Here is a 15486-nt window from a genome sequence, read left to right on the forward strand (position 1 = left end):
TACCAGCAAGGAAAACCACTACCCGCCGACACCATCGGCCCTCGCATGGCACGGCTACGCCGCGAACACCACCGCCTCCTCGGCAACGGCTACTGCACCCGACCACCCGAACTCGACTGCGCCTTCGAAGCCATCTGCGAAACCTGCACCTTCTTCTAGACCAGCATCGAGTTCCGCCCCACCCTGCAACGGCAACGCGACCACGCCACCCAACACCACCCGACCCACCGCGCCGACCTATTCGACTGGCTCCTCACCCGTGTCGACAACCAAGCATCATGATCGACTTGACACGGATCACCTGCATAATGCCGATGAGCGCCCACCCGATCTTGCCAACACAAGCTTGCCGCGATCGGCACGACGGTCTGCAACCTCAGGCCGGATCCGGCCAGATTCCGGGACCGGCGACGGGGTCGCCGAAGGTCGTCCCGTTCGGTGTCGGTTCGGCCGTGGGCCCGTACCGCGGCCAGTCGGTCAGCGTCCATGCGGGGCTCGGGGTCATGCACTCGCGCGCCCGCCGTCCCCGCATTGTGATCTCGCGCGGGGCGGCGGTGTGCCCTGCAACGCAGTCGTCGTCCTCCGGGATGTCGTCCACGTCCGCGGTGAGCCGACCGAGGCGGTCCCGCAGCGCGGCCTCCATCACGTCCTTCTGCACCTTGTCACCGAACCGTGCCCGGCACCGCGCGACGAAGGTCTGGATCTCCTCCATCCGGACCTGCGGGCCGAACCGGCGCTTCGCGACCACGGTGAACACGGCATCCACCAGCCCGAAGAATTCGTCCTCCCCCGTCGCGTTCGACGCAGTCGTCCCGCATCACCTTGGCCTGCTGCAATTCCTCCAGCACGCACGCGCGCAGGTACGCACCGACCATCGTGCGCACCCCCGTGCCCTCCCCACCTCGTTGCAACTGGCGCGTGCCGCGGCGGTCAGGGCTCCAGCAGCGGCAGCGGATGCAGGCCCCGCTCCTCGGCCAATCGCTCCGCCTCGACGATGAGCCTGTCCAGTTCCGGACCGCCCCCGCGCAGGCCGAGCTCGGCCACAATCTGATCGATCGCAAAGATCTGCTGGCGGAGGGTGTCGTCCTCGGTGATGTCGTCGACGGCGACGCCTGTGTCGTCAAGGCGGAAGCGGATCAATGCCTCCATCTCCAGGCCCAGCACCGCAGGCCGGCCGTACCGCGTGCGGCAGCGTGCCGCGAACTGCCGGATCTCGCGGACGTGGCCGGCTGGGTCGAACCGGCGGCGGACCAGCACGGTGAACATGGCGTCGGTCATGCCGGCGAACTCGGGCTCCTCGCGATCGTAGATCTCCGCCTTCAGCGCTTCGACCTCCTCGGTTCGGCTCACGGCGCTGCGCAGGTAGGCCCCCATGAGAGTGCGCGCCGGGTCACCACTCACCGCAGTTCCTCCGCGTCGGCAATCTGGCGCCGCACTGCTACCCAGTCCACGGTGCCGTCCGGGCCCGGCGCCAACAGGTGCCGGTGGGGCCACCATTTCCGGGCCTGTCGCACGGTCTCGGCCACGATCCGGTCCACGCCGGCGGCGTCGAGCCCCAGTTCCTCGACCAACAGCCAGCCCAGGGGCAGCGCAACGGCCGCGATGTCGTCGTCGTCCAGATAATCGCGGAGCTCGACCTCTCCCAGCAGCGCGGCCAGCAGGGCCTCCGCCTCCCGGCGCCGGACCGTGGAGCCGTGCCGCGCCGCCGCCCGAGCGACGAAGGCCGTCACCTCACGGCCGTCGACGTCGTCAACGAACCGGCGCGCGGCCAGTTTGCCGAGCGTCCCGGACAGCAGCGCGGCACCCATCGCGGCATCGGCCCGCGGGGGCTTGGCCGGCGCGCTGATCAGCAGGGCACGCACCTCACGCCGTGCCAGCCACCACCGCAACCCAGTCCCGAACACCTCTTCACCAGCACGGCATAGGAGTATGCGCACAAGGTAGCGGACGCCAGCTATACGGCCACCTGCGCAACCGGATCGGGGCACTTCTGCTCGTGGACGGCCCGGACAACGGAAGCTACGGCGGAATGCTCCTCGAAGACAAACTGATGCTCTATTGGAAGCCACTGGACCGCGCCGCCGACCGCCGGGTCGTTGCCGGGGAGGGCGGCATTGCCACACAGCTTCAGGTAGCCGATTTCGACCGGGGTCAGTGGGGTCGTCCCGGTCGAGTTGGCCTCGCACCGGACCGAGTACACGACCTGGTGGGCATGCTCGACGGTGAGCCGTCCGGCGGCGGTGCCGGGCTGGTCTGTGAGCGTCGGCATGTTGAGCGTGTGCGTGCCCGAGGTGTTGACCCACTCGGGGCTCGCGGTGAAACGCTGCGCCTCCATCAGCTGATCGAGCGTGACCGGCAGCCGCCGAGCCGGGTCACACCCGTAGTCGTGCAGGTCCAAACAGGACGACCGGCTCGGGGCCGGCGACCGCGGCGCAGCGTCCTCGGCCGCCCGCTCGGCCTCCGCTTGATGGCCGGAGTACACCTGGATGCCGATGTAGACTGCGGCGAACGTGAGCACCACGAACGCGACGGCACCGGCGACGAGCAAGATGGGAAAGGGCCGCCCGCCGCCCGGAAGCGGCTCGTCGTCGTTGTCGCTGTTTCGATGATCTCCGGTTCCGCCACGGTGCAGTTCAAATCACGGCCGCCGCTGCCATGATGTCCCTCGGGTCGTGAGTCGTTCATGCGAGTGCGGTAGCGGCGATGGATTCGAGGATCTGGTCTGCGGTCTTGGTCCAGACGTAGGGCCGTGGGTCGTCGTTCCCGGTTGCGATCCAGGCGCAGATGTCGGCGTTGAGCAGGAGTAGCGGTGCCGTTCGATCCATGAGCTGCGCTGTGTGTGCCAGCCAGCAATGGCGAGCGACTAGCCGACGCGCCAGCCGAACCGATCATGGGTGTGTGAATAGCGAGCGATCGGCGGCTACTTATCTGACTGAGACGCTGCAGCACCGGAGTCGGAACGGGTAATCACCGAGCGTTGCGGCCTTGGGGTTGCTGCGGATCGTAAGCGCCCTCGAGGTACGCAATGAATCGCTCGGGATGCTGGATGTAGGTCGCGATCGTGCTGGGCCGGTGATTGCCGGCTGCGATGCGCTCTTGGTGGTACGTCGCGAGTTCAGCACGTAGCTGAGCAGCCGTCCATGTCGGCTCGGTCATGACGACATAGTGCCGCGTGATGCCGATCTTGCGGACGAGGGCGCCGGCGGCAGATCAGGGCGACTGACGTGTTAGGACTCGAGAAATGCCTCGTCGTACCAGACGTCCTCGTATCCGGGAGCAAGTACCACTCCCCATCCGGCTGGCAGGGCAAGATACTGCAGCAGGTCCGGAAACTGGTCCGTCGCATGTTCTAGAGGCCGAGTCGTGGCGACGCGCCATCCGGGTGCCGAAGCGCATGCCGCGACCGCGCGGTGAAGTTCTCCGAGGCCAAGCCGCGACCGCTTCCGATCCGGCACTCCTGGCTCATGGCGGCCGCCCGGCTCACCCCGATCCGTTGGTGAAGCTTGTGCCGCGGCGAAGTTCTGCAAGCGCTTGGCGATCACCGGCTAGTTGGCGCGCTGCGCTGGCCGGTTCGCCTCCGACGGCGGGCCGCTTGTCGTCGACGGTGTGTGGGCGATTGCTGGCCCGCCGCGGGCGCCGTCCGGGGCTGGATGGGCAGCCCGGAGGACTGGGACTTGGCGACGGCGGGATGAGGCTGACGCCAGCGAGGGATGGTCGGACGCGGTCGGCGTGCCGGTGGTGGTGCTCGACTATGCCTGGTCCGGCGCGGGGCGGCGCACGTCGCTGGTCGTTGAGCTCGTCGGTGCCCGCGCGGCGGTGCCGCAGTACCACGATCGCGACGATGCCGAAGCGGACCAGCGGCACGCCGAGCGCCATCCGGATCTGGTTCACGCCGCCGGCGCCGAACTCGTCGTGGTGGATCGAGGGAGTGCCGGGCGCTCGGAGCTGGTGCGTTGGCCAGGGTGCCGGTGCGGGGCCTGCTGGTCCCGGAAGTAGTCCGTCATCAGGCCGTCACGATGGCCAAGGCGGCGATCGGCTGGGGCGGATCGAATCGTCCCCGCTGATGATCTTGTGCTCCCCGTTTGCTCCCCAGATAAGTCGCAACAAGCAAATAGCCCGTTACCAACAACTCCGGTAACGGGCTAGCTAGGCTGCGAATACATGCGGTGGACCATACGTGGCAGAATCCGAACCGCATTCCAGCAGCTCACGGCACGATTGTGACAGTCAGGCCAGTCGGAACCCAGCGGTCATAGGATCGGCGGCCGCCGGGAGGTTAGCAGCAAGCGGTTCGAGCCCGTCAGCACCGAAGATGTCGAACGGGCTCGAACCCGGGTGAACCGAAGTTGGCAGAGAGATCACGCCTTCCTTGTCGGAGTGGCCTTCGATGCCGACGACGGTGATCGCGGAGCGGGTCGGCCGGCAGCGGTCGATGACGGTGTTCAAGGATCGGGTCCGGCGGTTACGGCCGTTGTTTCTGGCGCCGGACCCGGCGCAGCGCACCGAGTATCTGCCGGGCGAGCTCGCACAGTGCGATCTGTGGTTCCCGCCGGTGGACGTGCCGTTGGGGTTCGGTCAGTTGGGCCGGCCGCCGCAGAGGGGTCCAGAGATTTAGCCGCCGTTGACACCTCGGCGGAAGCTATCCGAAAACTGCTCCCCTTGGGGCTGCTTGGCCATGTCGGCTGACCTGCTGATCGGCTCATCCGCCGGTATGCGTCATCGTTCCCATGTTCGGCGTGGCCCCGGCGGGAGCCGTCAAATATGGGAACGGCTTGCGTCGGCCAACGGACCTGTTGTCATCACGGCGGTCTGGCAGCTGGACAAGGCATGACACTTCCTGTGTCAACCTCAGGCGGCGAGCGGTTCGGTTTGTCTGGGTGCAGGCCCATCGGAAGTGCACGGCGCGGTGTTTGCCGGATTCCTTGGTTACGGGTGTGACGCCGGCGAGGCGCACGGCTACCTGCTAGAAAGGACAGGATGAGATGGCCGGGTCCAGCGCTGCCCGGTCCAAGGTGGTCAGCGGGATGACGACGGCGGGGTATTCGGAGCCCTGGGAGCGGTGGATGGTCATGGAGTAGGCGTGGGCAGGTTCGTCGAGTTTCGTCGAAGTCGTAGTCGTAGTCGATGGACTCGTCCTCGTCGGTCCACGGTGAGGGTCTGCGCCTCTGGGGAGAGTGCGGTGATGGCGCTGAGGGTGCTGTCGAACACGCTGTTGGGTGCCAATACTCGGCCAACCTCGCACTCAACCGGCGGTATCAGGGCCGTCGCCGCTGAACTGGGGCGGTCCGCCGCAGCCCGCGCCTCGATCACCGACATGCCGGCGTGTCAGCCGCGGCGCACGGCCTTGGCCCATGGGACCACCGGCGGTGCGTCGGGGTCCTGGTACTCGTAGAAGTCGCGTACGTCGGGTTTGCGCAGTACAAACAGCAGACGGGCGGTCAGCGCGGCGAGCAGCCCGAGGGCCAGTGCGTGGCCACCGGTGTACCACAGCGGGAACAGATGGTTGAACGCCGCCTCAGTCTCGGCCAGGTCGGCCGGCGACACGCCCTTCTGCTGGGACCCGATGTTCTCGGGGCCGTAGACGACCGTGAACAGGTTTACGACGACGCAGGCAGGCAGCGAGTAGAGCACCGCAAGTCGCGTGCCCGGCCGCGCCCGGGTCAGCAGCACCGCCGCGGCGAGCCCCACAACGGCGACGAGCACGGCGACCACCAGGCAGAAGACGAACCGCTGACGCGTGCCATCGTAGGGTGGCCCACCGATCACCCAGCCGTAGCCGTCCACACCGGTGTCGAACCGATACCGCCCCAGCGCGACGATCACGGCATCACCGACCGTGACCAGCGCGGCCGCAACCGCGAGCCAAAACGCGCCGGACACCGGGCTGCGCAACGACTGAGACATCAGCACACCTCGCGGCTCGCCGGATGAAGGGGTCTCATCGTAGACCCCGGGCCGGGCAGCCATCGGCCGGAAGTCGAGCCGAGGTCCCCGTCGCATCCCAACCTCGTGCGTACATCGCGACGCCCGGCGGCGATGTTACCCGCTCGCGGGCGGTCCGTAGACATCCGGCCGTCCTCAGCCCTGGTCTTGTCCAGCGCAGGTCGAACCCTTGACGTGTAACGACAACACGTTCTCGTCGACTCCGGACAACCGGCGCTGCCGCTTACCCACGATTTGCGCTCGACGTGCCGGCCCGGTGCCGTGGTGCGTCGACACCCGGCTCCATTGTGGATGTCACCGTACCGGCGCCTGCTTTGTGGTGTTTTGCCACTTCGGGCGCATTCAACCGTCGGTGATCTCCTCTGTTGTGGTGGCCTCACCGTGGGCGGGGTCGGCCGCAGGACGACGGCGTCGCCGAGGTCGACCGCGTCGATGTCGCGTGGGGTGTCTGGTCGCATGAACGCCGCCTAGGCAACCTCGCCGTGACCGGCGTGGGCCAGTTCGTCGCCATCGTGAAGAACCGGCTCAAACGCATCCAGTACCGCCCCCCTCCTGACCAATTTCGTCACCTGCACTGGCACGACCCTCGCCCCGGAATCCTCGTACCGCTAAGCATGAAATCCCCTGTATCTGGTTACTTCGGCGTTTTGTCGGCTTTGGTGCATTGCACCGTCGGTGATGTCCTCTGTTTGTTACGCCCGCGCCATGTGCGGATTCCTGCGCTGGTCGGCGGGTGAGCGGCTGGCGGTGTTGTCCTGCTTGCGAAATGACGCTGAGTAATTGATGGTGACCGATTCTTGCGCGCAGTTGATCTTTGGTTGTAGCGTCCCGTGCTGCCGGTCCGGCCAGGGCTGGTGCTGCGCGTACGGGGAGGCGTCACATGCCGACGTTGTCGTTGTCCGGGTTGGTCCGTCGTCGGCGCGGCGGCAGGCTCCTCGTGACGCCGGGTGGGCGGCGGGTATTGGCCGCGGCGTTATGCGGTGTGGTGGTGGGTGGGGTGTTGGTGGGGGTGCCCGCGCAGGCGGCTCCGTCGTGGCCGACACCGCCGCCGCCGGCCGTGTCGGTGCCGTCGGTGCCGTCGCAGTTGTTGCCCGCTGCGCCGGCGAAGCCGGTGTTGCCGGCGATGTGGTCGGCGACGAAGACGGTGTTCCCGGCGGGTGGGTCGGGCACGGTGGCCGTCGACGGGTCGGTGGACGTCGTCGATGTCGGCGGAGTCAGCGGGTTCGGCGGCTGACACGCCGGCTACCCGGGCTGGTGGGTTGGCAGTGCGGTTGTACGGGGCTGGGGTGGTGGGCCCGGAACCGCGGACGTATCAAGCGTGGGAGGCGGCGCAGGCGCAGGCGGCGGTGGAGGGGCCGACGCAGGCGGCGGTGTCGGTGGCGGATCGGGAATTGACCGATCAGGCCGGGGTGAAGGGTGTGCTGTTCACGTTGACCCGGGCCGATGGCGGTACCGCAGCGGCGCCGGTCGGGGTGGATATCGACTACACGGATTTCCGTGACGGCTATGGGGTGGCGGGGTTCGGGTCGCGGTTGGTGTTGGTGTCGTTGCCGGCGTGTGTGTTGTCCACGCCGGAGCTGCCGGCCTGTCAGGAGCAGACCCCGGTGCCAGGAGCGACGAACGTGGAGACCTCGTCGATGGTGTCGGCGCCGCAGTTGACGATCGCGCCCGCATCGGCGGGATCGTCGCCGTCGTCATTCTCGGTGGATGGTGCGGCGGGGGTGGTTGAGGGTTCGGTGTTCGCGTTGGCGGCGGGGAATTCGTCGCAGGCGGGGGATTTCCGGCAGACGTCGTTGTCGCCGGCGGGGTCGTGGACGTCGGGCGGGCAGTCCGGCGATTTCACGTATGCGGTTCCGCTGCGGATGCCGCCGTCGCTGGGTGGTCCGGCGCCGAGCCTGTCACTGGGGTATTCGTCGGGTTCGGTGGACGCGCGCACGGCCGGGACGAACGATCAGCCGTCGCAGATCGGTGAGGGCTGGGACCTGCCGATTCCGTACATCGAGCGGTCGTATCGCGGCTGCTCGGCGGATGGTGGCAGTACCGGGGATCTGTGTCAGATGTCGCGGTACAACGCGACGTTGTCGTTCAACGGTGTGTCGGCCCGGCTGGTGCGGGACTCGAACAGCCAGGTGTGGGTCGCCGAGAGCGACTCCGGGTTGAAGATCGAGTCGTTGACCGGAGCGGTGAACTACACCGCTGATGGCGCGTACTGGCGGGTGACGACGCAGGACGGCACGCAGTACTACTTCGGGTTGAACCGGCTGCCGACAGCGAAGTCGGACGGTTCGCAGGACACGTTCTCTACTGCGGTGGTGCCGGTCTACGGCAACAACCCGGGCGACTACTGCTACACCGGCACGTTCGCCAGCGCGTGGTGCAATGTGGCGTACCGGTGGAATCTCGACTATGTGGTGGACCCGCGCGGGAACACCATGACGTACTTCTACGACAAGTACGGCAACGGCTACGGGGCGAACAACAACACCCGGGTCGCTGGTTATGACGCCGCGGTGTACGTGAAGCGGATCGAGTACGGCACCCGCAAAGACCAGGAGTTCGTGGGCCACGCGCCGGTGCAGGTGATCGTGTCGAACGTGCGGCGGTGCGCGGACGCGCCGACGTGTTCGAGCTGGCCGGACACGCCGTGGGATCTGTCGTGTGCGGTGACCGCGTCGTCGTGCCCGGGGGCGGGACAGAAGTCGCCGACGTTCTGGAGCCCGATGATGGTCGATGCGGTGCTGACCCAGGTGTGGGACGCCGCGTCGAGCACGTACAAGGCTGTCGATCGGTGGAATCTCACGCATGATTTCCCGGCCAACAGTGACGGCACCACCCCGCAGATGTGGCTGCGGTATGTACAGCATGTCGGTCTGGCCAACACCACGGCCGCATCGGAGCCGTTGCAGGGTTTCTACGGCCAGGAGCTGGACAACCGGGTCGACTACAGCACCAGCCTGGGGGTGCCGAAGGCGAAACACTGGCGGCTCGGCACAATCCTGACTGGGCCGGGCGGCCAGATCGACGTCGCCTATTCGGCGGCCGAGTGTTCCCCGTCGTCCATCCCAGCCGCGGCGGATGACAACACGCATCTGTGTTTCCCGCAGTACTTCGCTCCGGATGGCGGCACGGCCGGCTTCGGCTGGTTCCACAAGTATGTGACGACCTCGGTCACCACGCGGGACAACGTCGGTGGGTCGCCGCCGGTGGTGACCAGCTACCTGTACGACAACGACCGGTCCAACGTGAAGGCGTTGTGGCATTGGGATACCAACGAGATCGCGTTGACCACGACCCGGACCTGGTCACAGTTCCGCGGCTACAGCAAGGTCACCACGATCGTCGGCGGGGCCGGCCCGACCACCACCAGCAGCAACCTCTACTACCGGGGCATGGACCAGGACCTGCTGGCCAGCGGCAGCCACCGGTTCGCGAAGATCACCGACCTGTGGGGCGCTGACCTGCTCGACCAGGACCCGCTGCGCGGGTTCGTGCGGGAGAACACCCGCTGGAACGGCACCCTACAAGCCGCTGGTGACCTGCACACCCCGTCGCTGACCGCGCGTGGTACCCGGGTCGAGAATTGGCCGGACGGCACGTTCACCGCCTACCGGCTCACCGAAACCACGACCCAGCACTACGACCGGGTCGACAGGGTGCCGACCAACGTGTGGAGCGAGACCGACACCAGCTACGACAGCTACGGCCTGCCCACCGACGTTGTGCACAAGGGTATTGCCGGGAAGGAAACCTGCACCCGGACCAGCTACACCCAGGATGCGGCCAGCAACAAGGTCGCCTACCCCTACCAGGTCGCCACCTACGCCGGCACCACCTGCGACGGCAGCAGCAGCCTGCTCAGCAAGTCACAAACCTGGTACGACAGCCACGCCAACCTCACCGACCTGCCCGGCCTCGGCCTGCCAACCAAGACCCAAACCCTGGTCACCACGACCCCGAGCACCGTGTGGTCAACCGCGACCGCCGGCTTCGACAGCAATGGCCGGCCGGTCTCCTTCACCGATCCCCGCGGCCACAACGTCACCACCGCCTACACCCCGGCATCCGGCGGGCCGGTCACCCAGATCACCACCACCGACCACTTCTTCACCAGCGGCAACACCGTCACGGCCACGATCGACCCGACCGTCGGCCCGACCACGGTGCTGGACATGGACGGGCACAAGGCCGAGGCCACCTATGACGCGCTCGGCCGGGTCACCGCGGTGTGGAAGCCCACCGAAAACCGTGCCACCGGGGCGCCAGCATCCGTGCTGTACAGCTACGAGATCAACGCCACCGCACCGTCGAAGACCACCACACAGGTGCTGCAACAGATCAACGGTCCCGGGAACAGCAACCCGGTCTACCTGGCCGGATACGCCTACTACGACGGGCTGCTGCGCACCCGGAACACCCAGGCGCCGGCGCCGGGCGGCACCGGCCGAATCGTGGCCGAGACCAAGTACGACAACCGCGGCAACGTCGGCACCGCCACCGCCGTGTTCTACAACAGCGGTGCGGCCGGGTCCGGCCTGGTCAACACCACCACCGGCGTGCCGTCGCAGACCGTGTCCAGCTACGACAACCAGAACCGGCTGTCAACCGTGACGCTGCAGGCTTCCGGCGTCAGCCAGTGGTCGACCAGCTACAGCTACGACGGTGACCAGAGCACCGTCGTGCCACCCGACGGCGGCGCCACCCGCACCTACGTCGATGCGTGGGGGCGCACCAGCCGGCTGGAGATCTACCCCACCAGCACCGTCACCGGCAGCCACGAAACCACCACCTACGACTACGACACCGCCGGCAACCTCGCCACGGTCACCGACCCGGCCCTGAACGCCACCAGCTACGGCTACAACCTCGCCGGCTGGCGCACCACCACCAGCGACCCCGACACCGGCACCAGCAGGAACACCTACAACACTGCCGGCGACGTGACCGCCACCATCGACAGCCGAAACCAGAAAATCTCCACCGACTACGACCAGCTCGGTCGGCCCACCACCCGGTGGGAGGGCGACAGCGGCACCGGCATCAAACAGGCCACCTACACCTACGACTTCCCCGTCAAGGGCCTGCCCACGTCGTCGACCCGCTACACCGGCACGAATGGCGTCAACCAGTACACGACCGCCGTCACCGGCTACGACGCCCGGAACCGGCCCACCGGCACCGCCTGGACCATCCCGATGGTCGAAGGCGCGCTCGCCGGTGGCAGCACTGCCTACACCGTCAGCTACGACTACGACCTCGCCGACCACCCCACCAGCATCAGCTACCCCGCCGGCGGCGGGCTGCCCGCGGAAAAGGTCACCAGCGGCTACGACACCCTCGGCTACCCCACGACCCTGACCGGCAGCACCGACCAGTACATCACCGCGACCAGCTACACCCAGATCGGGCAACTCGCCCAACGGGTCTACGGCACCAGCGGACCCGGCCAGCTCACCCGCGACTACACCTGGCAATCCGCCACCGGCCGCCTGAGCACCGTCATCAGTCAACAGCCCAACAGTGGCGGGACCGGCTGGACCCAAATCCAGAACGACGCCTACACGTACACCGCCACCGGCGACATCACGCAGATCTTCGATGACACGGACAAGCAGTCGCAGTGCTACAGCTACGACGGCCAGCACCGGCTCACCGAAGCGTGGACCGCCCTCAACGTAGTGGCCGCCAACGCGTGCAACATAAACAACCGCACCACTAGCGCCATCGCCAGTTCCGGCAAATACCCCTACTGGGACAGCTACAGCTTCGACACCGCCGGTCGGCGTAGCCAGGACGTGCACCGCACCAGCGCCACCGCGATCACCACCCGCACCTATAACTACCCAACAACCGCGACCCCGGCACAACCGATCCACGCCCCCAGCTCGGTGCAGTACACCGGCACGACCCGCACTGACTCGATGAGCTACGACAACGCCGGCAACACCCTGCAACGCACCATCAACGGCGTCGTCACCGACTTCCACTTCAACAGCGAAAACCAGTACGACAGCGCGACCGTCCAGGCCACCGGCGGCAACCAGACCACCACCCATCTCTACGACGCGGGCGGTGCCCTGCTCATCCGCAATGACCCCAGCGGCGCAACCCTGTACGCGGCCGGGCAGGAATACAAAGCCGTTGGCGGCACGGTCACCGCCACCCGCTACTACACCCACGGCGGCGCCACCGTCGCCGTACGCAACAGCAGCGGCAAATACTGGCTCGCCGCCGACCACCAAGGCTCCGCCAACCTCACCGTCAACTCCACCACCGGCGCCGTCCAACGCCGCTGGTACACCCCCTACGGCGACGACCGCGCCACCCAAGGCACCTGGCCCACCGACCGCGGCTTCCTCAACAAACAAACCAACACCTCAACCGGACTGATCGACGTCGGCGCCCGCGAATACGACCCCAACCTGGGCACGTTCATCAGCCCAGACCCGCTCGTCGCGCCGGCTGATCCGGCCACCTTCAACGGCTACGCCTACGCCAAGCACAGCCCGGTCTCCAAAAGCGACCCCAGCGGCTTGTCCACCGACGACAAGTACTACGGCGCCTGCGGCAAGGGCCACGAATTTTGTAACACCCCTCAGCGCGGCCATCAGAATGACCCCGACACGATGCCCTCCCACAGCGTCACCGACGGCGCCAGCCTGGTCATCGAGAAAGAAGCCGCCAACGGCGACGTACTCCAGGTTTACGACAACGGCGTCATCCTGTGGAACGGCGCACTCGTAGGAACCAGCACCGGAGACCCGGCAGCGTTCAAGAAGTGGGTCGAGAAGTACTGGGACGGATACGCCGGCGGCAACGAACGATTCCGAGTCCGGCTGGTCACCATGGCCGCCTGCGAAGCCGGCGCAGCATGCACGGATGCGAACGCCTGGTACGTGGCGCAAGGCGCCCAAATGCAATACGAACTCTCATTGGACCACGATCCTGGATGCGTCAGCGTAAGTTGCGGGATCCATAAATGGCTGGCCGACAACCCTGGAAGCTGGACCGGCGACGGACCAGCCGGCGTGAGCCTCGGCGAAGAGGCGGGTCACGCGGGTTCGAGCGCAAGCGTGAGCGGAGGCAAGACCGGCTGTAGCTTTACAGCGGACACAGAGGTTCTTCTACCGGATGGCAAGAAACGCATCGCGGATGTCAAAGTGGGCGACGTTGTTGTCGCCACAGACCCGCAGACAGGTAAGACGGCTTTCAAGATCGTTACGGCAGTACATGTAAATGACGACACATCCTTTACCGATCTGATACTGGCAGTACCTGGTCTCACCGCCGGTGCACTGCATACGACCGCCGACCATCCCTTCTGGAGTGTCACTCGCCAGCGATGGATATCCGCGGGTGAGCTACGGGTTGGTGAGGCACTACGCGCTGAGGACGGCACCTCCGTCCTAGTTGCTGGAGTGCACAGCTTCAAGGGCCGTGCATGGATGTACAACCTCACGGTCGATAGCGTTCACACGTACTATGTGCTCGCAGGCACCACATCCGTCCTCGTCCACAACGTGTGCCCAACGTCTGTGAGATTCAGGACTGGCCTGTCTGAGGAGGCAGCAACGGAGGTGTCGGGCGCGGTTTCACGAGCGGCAGAAGGGAGGGTGCGATTCTATGGTCACGACGGGAAACCATTCCATAATGATGACGACATCTTGCCTGTAATGCCAGATGGCTATTATACGGAGTGGGTTGCGGCATGTCCGACCTGTAAGCGTGGGCAACATAGGGTAATTATTGGTGGTGACCCTGCGAACCCGAGCGGTATCTGGTATTGGGATCACGGTTCAACTTACGTTCAGTTGCAGTAACAAGGAAATGAAGGTAAGTGATGGCTGACATCCCTCGACTTAAACAGAATGCGGTGGCGATACATATAGGCTATCCCGCTGACGTCGCGGAACAACTCGAGGCGGAAGCAAGGGCAGTTGATATGAGTGTTATACGGCTTGACGTTGGACTTGTAAAAGACGAGTCGTCGCTACTTGAGCTACTCGCGCAAGAGTTTCTGTTTCCTGGAAAGACGGGCTTTGATGGGGCAATAAGCTATCTGGCCGATCTGGAATGGTTCGGGACCGAGAACGGATTTCTCATAATTGTTACAGGGCTCGATGTGTTGATGAATGCTGCCACGCGGTCGCTTAATAGACTAATCGCGATTTTACCTGCCGTTTTGGATCGAATGCGAACTAGGGGAACTCGCTGCCACTATGTCTTGGTGGGGTCGCATTCAGTCCTCCAATCTTGTCGAAAAATCTTGCGCGAGGAGAATCGGAAACTACTAGAAGCTGCCGAGCGATACCCATGGCTCCATGACGTTAGGGACGTGCCATTAGTGGAGTATGGAATGCGTGACTGGGTAGGTGATTAGCCGGCTCCAGCGTCCGTTGTGGACGATGGTAGATTGACGGTCGTGTCCGCCGAGTCGGTGCTGTCGTCGTATGACGACCAGGGTCATTGCGTTGTCGGGTAACTGCTGGTCACGTCAGTGATTAGGTCGAGCGGGCGTCGGGTGGCGCGGGCGATGTTGGTGTCGCCGTTGGTGCGGTGATAGCCGATCGCGGTGTTGCGCAGGGTGGCGATGACGGCAGGGCCGGTGCCGGTGCGGGCTTGGTGGAGGTCCTCACGGAATGTCACGTCTCGGACGTGATGGACCATGTTCTCGATGTGCCAGTGGCGGCGGATCCAGTCCTGCAGGTCGGTGGGCTGGGCGTGGATGGCGGGCAGTGACACGGTGAGGTAGGCGGTCTCGCGGCTGGTTTTGCCGCTGGTGGTGGTGCGCGTGCGGGTGACCCGGACGGCTTGCTGGGCATGCGGGAACGCGATGCCGCCGGGGGTGTGCAGGGTGACGGCTTTAACGGTGCGTGTCTCGCGGCGGCCGTGGCCACGGTCGCGGGTTCGGTCACCAGCGGGGATCTGGGGCCAGGGCAGGGTTTTGAGCTGGCCGTAGAGGGTGGGTTGGTTGCGCTTGACTTGGACCAGCAGGTGGGCGCCGCGGGCGGCGATCTCGTTGGCGTGGCTGGTCTGGGTGTGCAGGGCGTCGGCGACGAACAGGATGTCGTTCAGGCTGCCCAGCACGGTTTCGACGGCGTCGAGCAGCGGCGCGAAGGCGGGGATTTCGTTGCTTTTGGCGGCGATGGTGACCTGGGCCAGGACGATGCCCGTGCTGGTGTCCAGCGCGGACAGCAGGTGGATCTGGCTGCCGTCTGGCTGGCGGGCGGCGCGCAGGGTCTTTCCGTCGACGGCAATCACGGTGCGGTACCGTGGTGGACGGCGTGCTGCGGCAAGCCGGGTTCGGCTGCGTAGCCAGCCGGCCAGGACGGTGGCAAGGAGCGCGGCGTCCAGTCGGGTCAGCAACCGCCACACCGTGGTACCCACGGGCACGACACGACCGAGTCCGAGCCGGGATCGGGCCTTGACCCCTGATCTTGGACACGGGGTTTACGCGGCTCGGGTGAGCGTAGTCGATGCTGTGTGGGTGGTGTTCTCGTAGTTGATCGGGGATTGGTGTCCGAGCCGGGAGTGGCGGCGGACGGT

At 66.0% G+C, this 15486-nt stretch carries 15 protein-coding genes and 4 pseudogenes; 5 read left to right on the forward strand and 14 right to left on the reverse strand.

Annotation, left to right across the window (positions count from 1 at the left end):
- Positions 1-54 precede the first annotated feature (54 nt).
- The 8 genes and pseudogenes from ABD901_RS22600 to ABD901_RS59075 all read right to left on the reverse strand — a co-directional run bounded on the left by ABD901_RS22600 (position 55) and on the right by ABD901_RS59075 (position 3542).
- Positions 55-228 (reverse strand): hypothetical protein, encoded by a 174-nt coding sequence (locus tag ABD901_RS22600; RefSeq protein ID WP_345129101.1) that lies wholly within the window; start codon positions 226-228, stop codon positions 55-57.
- A gap of 148 nt (positions 229-376) precedes the next feature.
- Positions 377-766, reverse strand: coding sequence for a hypothetical protein (locus ABD901_RS22605; protein ID WP_345129102.1), 390 nt, complete (start codon positions 764-766; stop codon positions 377-379).
- Between the two features lie 164 nt (positions 767-930).
- Positions 931-1401 carry a hypothetical protein gene (locus ABD901_RS22610; protein WP_345129103.1) on the reverse strand — a complete coding sequence of 157 codons (471 nt, stop codon included), beginning with the start codon at positions 1399-1401 and terminating at the stop codon, positions 931-933.
- A complete protein-coding gene (locus ABD901_RS22615) occupies positions 1398-1862 on the reverse strand; it encodes a hypothetical protein (RefSeq protein ID WP_345129104.1) in 465 nt (154 codons plus the stop codon). Before ABD901_RS22615 ends, ABD901_RS22610 begins: the two co-directional genes overlap by 4 nt.
- A 92-nt stretch (positions 1863-1954) precedes the next feature.
- Positions 1955-2548 (reverse strand): hypothetical protein, encoded by a 594-nt coding sequence (locus tag ABD901_RS22620; protein WP_345129118.1) that lies wholly within the window; start codon positions 2546-2548, stop codon positions 1955-1957.
- Between the two features lie 125 nt (positions 2549-2673).
- Positions 2674-2798 (reverse strand): annotated as a pseudogene (locus tag ABD901_RS22625) (IS630 family transposase); the annotation flags it as partial.
- Between the two features lie 169 nt (positions 2799-2967).
- Positions 2968-3156: a hypothetical protein gene (locus tag ABD901_RS22630; protein WP_345129105.1), complete on the reverse strand. Its 189-nt coding sequence runs from the start codon at positions 3154-3156 to the stop codon at positions 2968-2970.
- 71 nt (positions 3157-3227) lie between these two features.
- The gene (locus tag ABD901_RS59075; RefSeq protein WP_425556708.1) at positions 3228-3542 is read right to left on the reverse strand and encodes an immunity protein Imm33 domain-containing protein; all 315 of its coding nucleotides are present in this window, start codon (positions 3540-3542) and stop codon (positions 3228-3230) included.
- 187 nt (positions 3543-3729) lie between these two features.
- On the opposite strand from ABD901_RS59075, the gene ABD901_RS22635 reads away from it, so the two are divergent.
- Positions 3730-3996, forward strand: coding sequence for a hypothetical protein (locus ABD901_RS22635; RefSeq protein ID WP_345129106.1), 267 nt, complete (start codon positions 3730-3732; stop codon positions 3994-3996).
- Between the two features lie 231 nt (positions 3997-4227).
- Here ABD901_RS22635 and ABD901_RS22640 read toward each other — a convergent pair whose 3' ends face one another.
- Positions 4228-4446: a hypothetical protein gene (locus ABD901_RS22640; RefSeq protein WP_345129119.1), complete on the reverse strand. Its 219-nt coding sequence runs from the start codon at positions 4444-4446 to the stop codon at positions 4228-4230.
- Here ABD901_RS22640 and ABD901_RS22645 point away from each other — a divergent pair.
- Positions 4379-4597: pseudogene (locus ABD901_RS22645) on the forward strand (IS21 family transposase); the annotation flags it as partial. The gene ABD901_RS22640 and the pseudogene ABD901_RS22645 overlap by 68 nt on opposite strands.
- Positions 4598-5011: 414 nt before the next feature.
- On the opposite strand, the pseudogene ABD901_RS59080 reads toward ABD901_RS22645, so the two are convergent.
- From ABD901_RS59080 to ABD901_RS59085, 3 genes and pseudogenes are all read right to left on the reverse strand, one after another.
- Positions 5012-5208, reverse strand: a pseudogene (locus ABD901_RS59080) (ATP-binding domain-containing protein); the annotation flags it as partial.
- 117 nt (positions 5209-5325) lie between these two features.
- Complete coding sequence (locus ABD901_RS22655) at positions 5326-5904, reverse strand: hypothetical protein (protein ID WP_345129108.1); 579 nt, start codon at positions 5902-5904, stop codon at positions 5326-5328.
- Positions 5905-6102: 198 nt separating this feature from the next.
- A pseudogene (locus tag ABD901_RS59085) lies at positions 6103-6268 on the reverse strand (transposase); the annotation flags it as partial.
- Positions 6269-6425: 157 nt separating this feature from the next.
- On the opposite strand from ABD901_RS59085, the gene ABD901_RS22660 reads away from it, so the two are divergent.
- Positions 6426-6680 (forward strand): hypothetical protein, encoded by a 255-nt coding sequence (locus tag ABD901_RS22660; RefSeq protein WP_345129109.1) that lies wholly within the window; start codon positions 6426-6428, stop codon positions 6678-6680.
- 139 nt (positions 6681-6819) lie between these two features.
- Here ABD901_RS22660 and ABD901_RS22665 read toward each other — a convergent pair whose 3' ends face one another.
- Positions 6820-7113: a hypothetical protein gene (locus ABD901_RS22665; RefSeq protein ID WP_345129110.1), complete on the reverse strand. Its 294-nt coding sequence runs from the start codon at positions 7111-7113 to the stop codon at positions 6820-6822.
- A 119-nt stretch (positions 7114-7232) separates the two neighbouring features.
- On the opposite strand from ABD901_RS22665, the gene ABD901_RS22670 reads away from it, so the two are divergent.
- Positions 7233-13760 (forward strand): polymorphic toxin-type HINT domain-containing protein, encoded by a 6528-nt coding sequence (locus tag ABD901_RS22670; protein WP_345129111.1) that lies wholly within the window; start codon positions 7233-7235, stop codon positions 13758-13760.
- 122 nt (positions 13761-13882) lie between these two features.
- Positions 13883-14320 carry a barstar family protein gene (locus tag ABD901_RS59090; RefSeq protein ID WP_425556710.1) on the forward strand — a complete coding sequence of 146 codons (438 nt, stop codon included), beginning with the start codon at positions 13883-13885 and terminating at the stop codon, positions 14318-14320.
- Positions 14321-14403: 83 nt separating this feature from the next.
- Here ABD901_RS59090 and ABD901_RS22675 read toward each other — a convergent pair whose 3' ends face one another.
- A complete protein-coding gene (locus tag ABD901_RS22675) occupies positions 14404-15306 on the reverse strand; it encodes an ISAs1 family transposase (RefSeq protein ID WP_345129112.1) in 903 nt (300 codons plus the stop codon).
- Positions 15307-15486 lie beyond the last annotated feature (180 nt).

It is taken from the genome of Dactylosporangium darangshiense (genome assembly GCF_039537565.1).
Lineage (GTDB): Bacteria > Actinomycetota > Actinomycetes > Mycobacteriales > Micromonosporaceae > Dactylosporangium > Dactylosporangium darangshiense.

What these genes read in the sequence shown, in the direction of transcription:
- ABD901_RS22630 (WP_345129105.1), bottom strand. Translation starts at nt 3,156, where the DNA reads ATGACCGAGCCGACATGGACGGCTGCTCAGCTACGTGCTGAACTCGCG.
- ABD901_RS22655 (WP_345129108.1), bottom strand. Translation starts at nt 5,904, where the DNA reads ATGTCTCAGTCGTTGCGCAGCCCGGTGTCCGGCGCGTTTTGGCTCGCG.
- ABD901_RS59090 (WP_425556710.1), top strand. Translation starts at nt 13,883, where the DNA reads ATGAGTGTTATACGGCTTGACGTTGGACTTGTAAAAGACGAGTCGTCG.